Origin of the sequence: Pseudonocardia sp. TRM90224 (genome assembly GCF_021245725.1) — a bacterium.
Lineage (GTDB): Bacteria > Actinomycetota > Actinomycetes > Mycobacteriales > Pseudonocardiaceae > Pseudonocardia.
The window spans coordinates 45744-51743 of sequence record NZ_JAJGSX010000051.1 but is presented as its reverse complement, the minus strand read 5'-3'; the positions used below and the strand labels follow the sequence as shown (position 1 = coordinate 51743).

Below are 6000 nucleotides of genomic sequence, written 5' to 3'. Positions count from 1 at the left end.
TCACGGCCCGACTAGAAATCCCGCACCGATCATGCCACCAAGGTCGATTACCAGCCCTCATGAATCACCGGGGCTAGTGCACCCCATTTGCATGGCCCCACCTGCTGCGCTACTCACCGACCTACGCGACACCGTCGTGCGCGGGAGCGGCACCCACGTTGCGGACGTGCCGGCTCGGCACGGTCTGCATCCGCTCGCCGGCGGCCTCCAAAACCACGTCTACGCCTGGGAAAGCCCCGCGGACGGGCCCATTTGCCTCAAACTCTACGTGAAGGGTAATCACCGTCGGCGAGTGGAACGGGAGTGGGCGGCCCTCACCTTGCTTGCAAAGCACGATGTCAGCGGCGTCCCCCGGCCGCTTTGGTCCGACAACGAGGACAGCATCCCCGCCATCGGCATGACGCTGCTGCCGGGGACATCGCTCCTGGAGAGCCCCGACCGCGAAGCTGCGCTGAGCGGCTTGGCGCACACCACCCAGCGCCTCCAGAGCGTGCCTTTGTCCGGCCTGCTCGCCGGCCTCGAGCGCATCGACTCCGGCGCGCACTACGTAAATCGCCTCACCAACAGCTGGCCAACACTCCTCGCCGGCCACGAGGGGGACCCGATGACCGCCGAAATGCGCGCCAGGCTGACCGCCTGGCACGACAGCGGCGACGCCGAGCTCCTCAACGACGACGGCACCGGTTCCGTGTTCTCCCGCGGCGACTCCAACCTCCTCAACTGGCTCCGCGACGGCGTCATCAGCGCCTGCGTCGACTTCGAATACAGCGGCTACGGCACGACCTTCTTCGACGCTGCCGATCTGATCGAGCACATCAGCGCCCGCGCGATCCCCGACACCAGTTGGATCGAACTCCTGCCCGAACTCGGCATCACCCCCGCCAACCGGCGCCACTTCCTCGCCGCCCAACGAACCTGCGCCCTGCGCTGGCTCGCCGTGCTGTGGAAGCAGCGGCACACCCGCGCCGACCAATTCGCCGCCCAGCACACCCGCGTGCAGCTCCTGCAGAGCCCTCACACCAGCTGGCGCGGCTGAACGCCCGCCCGGCCGAGCCCTCGGTCCTCCGCCGGCCAGGACGGCTGACGAGTGCCGTCCTACCTGATCAATCACAATGACGCCCATGCAAATCCAGGTTCTCGGTCCTGGGGATGATCGGGTCCTCCAGAAGGCGGTGTCGGCGTTTCGCGGGATCCAGGTGTCTGACCACGCCCCGTTCCTGACCAACCCGGCGACCATCGCTTTGGCCGCTATGGACGGCCCTGAGGTCATCGGATGGGCATGGGGAACCCGCCAGCGCCACGCCTGCGGCTACTCACAGGTGCAGCTCTACGAGATCGAGGTTTCGCCACAGCATCGCCGACGTGGCGTCGGGCGGGAACTCCTGGCTCGATTTCTCGACATCGTCAGATCCGAGGGACACCGCAGGATGTGGCTCTTCACAGACGAGGCGAACACAGCCGCTCAGGCGCTATATCAAGCCGCGGGCGGCGAGCCGTCCCTGCACGACGACGCCGCATTCTGGTGGCAACTCGGCAACGTCTCACCTCTGAGCCGAGTCGGCGGCTGAACGAACGGCACTTTCGTCCAATAGGTGTGGACGAAAGTGCCGTTCGTTCACCCCTTCCACGGCCCCACACCTGCTGGCGAGGACGGCTGCAGCGATCCACCTGACTGTCCACCCAGCCAACCCTCCATGAGGCCAAGCTCCCTCTGAATCGATACCGAACCGTGGGGAGAACCAGCAATGACCAGCATCAGCCGGATCGTCGGGCGCGAGATCGTCGACAGCCGCGGGAACCCCACCGTGGAGGTCGACGTCGAGTTGGCCGACGGGTCGATCGGGCGTGCGGCCGTGCCGTCGGGTGCCTCCACCGGGGCCCGCGAAGCCGTCGAGCTCCGCGACGGTGACCCGGAGCGGTTCCACGGCAAGGGCGTGCGGCGGGCGGTCGAGGCCGTCAATGGCGAGATCAGGGCTCTGGTGGTCGGGCTCGACGCCGAGGAACAGGTCGCTCTCGACGCAGCCCTGATCGAACTGGACGGTACAGCGGCGAAGTCGCGGCTGGGCGCCAATGCCGTTCTCGGCGTCTCCCTCGCCACCGCGAAGGCCGCGGCCGCCGCCCACCGGCTGCCGCTCTACCGGTACGTCGGCGGCGCCAACGCACGCCTGCTACCCGTCCCGATGATGAACATCATCAACGGCGGCGCGCACGCGGACAACCCGCTCGACTTCCAGGAGTTCATGATCGCGCCGATCAGTGCGACGAGCTTCGCCGAAGCGGTCCGGATGGGTTCGGAGGTGTTCCACACGCTGCGCCGCGACCTCATCAACGCTGGTCACAGCACTGGTGTCGGAGACGAGGGCGGCTTCGCCCCGAACCTGCGCTCGGCCGACGAAGCCCTCGAGTTCGTCATCGGAGCCATCGAACGCACGGGGTACAAGCCGGGCGAGGACATCACCCTCGTGATGGACCCGGCGACCTCCGAGTTCTACCGCGACGGCATCTACGACTACGCAGGAGAAGGGGTCCGGCGCACCGCAGCCGAGCACGTCGACTACCTCTCGACGCTCGTCGAGCGCTACCCCGTCGCCTCGATCGAGGACGCCATGGCCGAGGACGACTGGGACGGCTGGCGGCTGCTGATGACCACGTTGGGCGAGCGCTGCCAGCTCACCGGCGACGACGTCTTCTGCACGAACGAGACCCTGCTGCGCGAGGGCATCCGCGACGGCGTCGCCAACTCGATCCTCATCAAGGTCAACCAGATCGGCACCCTCACCGAGACCCTCGACACGGTGCAGACCGCCCACCAGGCCGGCTACACCGTGGTCATGTCGCACCGCTCCGGCGAGACCGAGGACACCACCATCGCCGACCTCGCCGTGGCCACCGGCTGCGGCCAGATCAAGACCGGCTCGCTCTCCCGATCCGACCGCACCGCCAAGTACAACCAGCTGATCCGCATCGAGGAGGAGCTCGGCGGCCAGGCTCGCTACGCCGGGCGGGCCGCGCTCGGCCTGCGCACGCTGGCCTGATCAGCCGCACGGCGCGCGAGCGGCACTTCCGGGCCGATTTGCCGGCTGAAAGTGCCGCTCGCGCACACCCGAGCAGCGAGGGCTGCCGGCCGTGAAGGAAGTTCGCCCGAGTTGCGGAGTACAGGCGAACGCTCCCTCGGCACGGAAGGCGGTCGATGAGACATCCCGACAGCACGTCGGACGCCGCGATCATCGCGGCGTCCATGAGCGAACCCGCGCGGTTCGCGGCGATCTTCGATCGGCACGCCCCGTCGATCCACGGCTACCTGACCGGTCGGCTCGGCCGGCAGGCGGCCGAGGACCTGGTCGGAGAAACGTTCCTCGTGGCCTTCGACCGACGGGCAAGGTTCGACGTGCGGGTACCCAGCGCCCGCCCGTGGCTGTACGGCATCGCGACCCGGCTGGTCGCCCAGCACCGCCGCGAGCACGCCCGCGACGTCCGCCTGCGACTGGTCACCAGCGGAGCCGACGGCCGAGTCCCACGACCAACGTGTCGTCGAGCGCGTCTGCGCGCAGGCCCGGACCGCCGCCTTGCAGCAAGCGCTGGAACAGCTCGCTGACGGCGACCGCGACGTCGTCCTGCTGGTAGCGGGTGAAGGACTGCCCTACGACGATGTCGCCCTCGCTCTGGACATCCCGACCGGGACCGTCGCGTCGCGGCTCAACCGCGCCCGCCGGATCCTCCGCGCGGCACTCGGATCCTCGTCTACGGAGGTGCTCAACAATGGATGACCTGCAGCTGGTCCACGACCATCGGGCCGCGGTGCCCCCGGCCTCGACCGACGAGCTCGCTCCGGCGCGGGCCCGCCTGCTCGCTGCGATCGACGCCGAGGGCCGTGCCACCGCACCGCAGCGCCGCCGCAGACCGGTCCTCGGGCTGGCCGCGGCCGCCGTCGTCGTCGCGGGCCTCGCCGGTGGCGCGATCTTCGCATCGACACCGATACCCACACCGATGCCGGGACCGGCACCACAGCCGCTCACCGCGGCCGCAGTCCTGCGCATCGCAGCCGCGCAGGTCGCGGATCAGCGGGTGGCGGAGCCGCGGCCGGACCAGTTCATCTACACGAAGGAGCTGTGGCGGGACGGACGCGTGCGCGAGTTCTGGGCGTCCGCCGACGGCACCCATGACGGACTGATGATCACTGCCGACGGCCCCTTCCCCAACCCTGGCTGCCGCGACGGCCTGCGCCGCTACCCGGCCACGCCGTCGGAACCGGCGTCGGCGGATCGGTGCACCCCGTTCCCGGCCTTCATCCCCGACCTCCCCACCGACCCCGACGCGATGCTCGCCTACCTGCACAAGAGCACCCACGGCGAGGGCGACGGACCGAACTCGATCGGCGTGGAGGCACACGATCTGGCCGCGGGTCTCATGCGGCCGGCGGCACGCGCAGCGCTCTACGAGGCGCTGGCCGAGAGCCCCGAGATCATGGTGCGCGAGGGCGTCACGGATGCGCTCGGTCGCCCAGCGATCGCGGTGGGCTGGAACGTTCCCACCTTCGGAACGCTGACGGAGTTCCTGCTCGACCCCATCACCTACGCCTACCTCGGCACGATCAACGGACCCGCCAACGGCGGCCAGGGACAGGACACCGACGCCGCAGTCGTCGTCCAGGCCGTCGTCGACGCAACCGGTCAACGGCCATGAGTCATTCGCGCACTCGCTCCGGCTGAGCACACCGATCAGCTGAGCAACCGCACACTCGGCGCTCCGGTGCCTGTCGCGACGCGCTCGCCGCAGTGTCGGCAGGGCGTCTCAGCAGGCCGGACCAGGTTCGACTGCAGGGTGTCCTCGCCCGACTCCTCGTTGAGCGAGCAGAAGTAGCCGATCTTCAACCGCACCCACGAGGGCCGGCTCAGCGGCGACGCCCGGCCTCCGCGCTCGGCATCGTGGAACGGCGCCCACCAGAAGTCCACGACCGTGCGCAGGCTGGTGCTCTGGTCCGTCTCCGTAGGGTCGAACGCGCTGATCTGCGCCGCGGTGTAGTGCTGGCCGTGCTGCTCGTCGGAGGTGCACACGGCCCGCTCGGCGCCACCTTCGAGCAGCGTCGTGCGCCTGGTCCGCTCGCAGACGAAGCAGTCCAACGCCAGCTCGATCGTCTGCTTCCAGAAGAGCAAATGACCCGGGCCTTTGACGAGGTGCGCTGTGATCTCGACGCTCCGCAGCACAGTTTCGATCCTGCCACGGACCAGCTGGACCTCGTCCTGCTGCTGCCCGGTCAGGCGCGTGCGGTGGGGCCGACGTCCGCGGTGCCCAGATCAACCGCATCCGCGGTCGCTGTGCCGGCCGTTCGTCCGGGTGCAGCCTGCTCGCTCCAGTACAGGTTCGTGTGGGCGATGACCAGGCCCGGCGGCGGTGCACCCCACTCGGAGTGATCACCGGTGGTGTGGGCGTCGCCGACGAGGGTGACGTCGTATCCGCGGGTGAGCCCACCGTGGATCGTCGAGCGGACGCACGCGTCGGCAAAGGACTTCTCGATCAGCGGCTCGCCGGGACCGGGCGCAAGCTCCGGGACGAACTTCCAACCGTCGGTGCCGCGGACGACGTGATCGTCGTTGTGCTGCACCCACCCGACCGGCACACCGGCCCCGCGCGCCCGTTCCACGAGCCGCTCCAGAGCGGCGATGACGGCGTCGCGCTCGTACGCACCGTCGAGGACGCCGATCTGGGGATCGATGAGCAGGACGGCCGAGCTGGACCGGTTGTCGAGAGTGCTCATCGCCCCATCGTGCCCGATCGCGCGCTGCGAACGGGTGCGGTCGTGTTGGCAGAGCCGGGGAACTCCGGCTGGCACACTGACCACGTGGTCGAGACCGGTGAGAACCGATACCTGGTTCGTCACGACTACGGCATGGGCGCGTTGTGGAGGGGCGAACGGACGGTCATGCTTTGCGTACCGACTCCTGGTCAATGAACCCTCCGATCGATCTGCGCGACCCGCACTACGTCCCGCTCGAGATCGGG

The 6000-nt window shown here is 69.0% G+C and carries 8 protein-coding genes; 6 read left to right on the top strand and 2 right to left on the bottom strand.

Going from position 1 to position 6000, the window contains the following annotated elements:
• Positions 1 to 166 precede the first annotated feature (166 nt).
• The 6 genes from LL648_RS38415 to LL648_RS38390 all read left to right on the top strand — a co-directional run bounded on the left by LL648_RS38415 (position 167) and on the right by LL648_RS38390 (position 4683).
• Positions 167 to 1036 carry an aminoglycoside phosphotransferase family protein gene (locus LL648_RS38415; protein ID WP_232667878.1) on the top strand — a complete coding sequence of 290 codons (870 nt, stop codon included), beginning with the start codon at positions 167 to 169 and terminating at the stop codon, positions 1034 to 1036.
• 85 nt (positions 1037 to 1121) lie between these two features.
• Entirely contained in the window at positions 1122 to 1568 is a 447-nt protein-coding gene (locus LL648_RS38410; RefSeq protein ID WP_232667877.1) for a GNAT family N-acetyltransferase, read from the top strand.
• 177 nt (positions 1569 to 1745) lie between these two features.
• A complete protein-coding gene (eno, locus tag LL648_RS38405) occupies positions 1746 to 3035 on the top strand; it encodes a phosphopyruvate hydratase (protein WP_232667876.1) in 1290 nt (429 codons plus the stop codon).
• Between the two features lie 155 nt (positions 3036 to 3190).
• Positions 3191 to 3595 carry an RNA polymerase sigma factor gene (locus LL648_RS38400; RefSeq protein WP_232667875.1) on the top strand — a complete coding sequence of 135 codons (405 nt, stop codon included), beginning with the start codon at positions 3191 to 3193 and terminating at the stop codon, positions 3593 to 3595.
• Positions 3567 to 3767: an RNA polymerase sigma factor gene (locus LL648_RS38395; protein ID WP_232667874.1), complete on the top strand. Its 201-nt coding sequence runs from the start codon at positions 3567 to 3569 to the stop codon at positions 3765 to 3767. The genes LL648_RS38400 and LL648_RS38395 overlap by 29 nt, the downstream gene beginning before the upstream one ends.
• The gene (locus tag LL648_RS38390; RefSeq protein WP_232667873.1) at positions 3760 to 4683 is read left to right on the top strand and encodes a CU044_5270 family protein; all 924 of its coding nucleotides are present in this window, start codon (positions 3760 to 3762) and stop codon (positions 4681 to 4683) included. Before LL648_RS38395 ends, LL648_RS38390 begins: the two co-directional genes overlap by 8 nt.
• Positions 4684 to 4718: 35 nt before the next feature.
• On the opposite strand, the gene LL648_RS38385 is transcribed toward LL648_RS38390, so the two are convergent.
• Together LL648_RS38385 and LL648_RS38380 are read right to left on the bottom strand one after the other, a co-directional pair.
• A complete protein-coding gene (locus tag LL648_RS38385) occupies positions 4719 to 5204 on the bottom strand; it encodes a hypothetical protein (protein WP_232667872.1) in 486 nt (161 codons plus the stop codon).
• A gap of 50 nt (positions 5205 to 5254) precedes the next feature.
• Entirely contained in the window at positions 5255 to 5755 is a 501-nt protein-coding gene (locus LL648_RS38380) for an isochorismatase family protein (RefSeq protein WP_232667871.1), read from the bottom strand.
• Positions 5756 to 6000 lie beyond the last annotated feature (245 nt).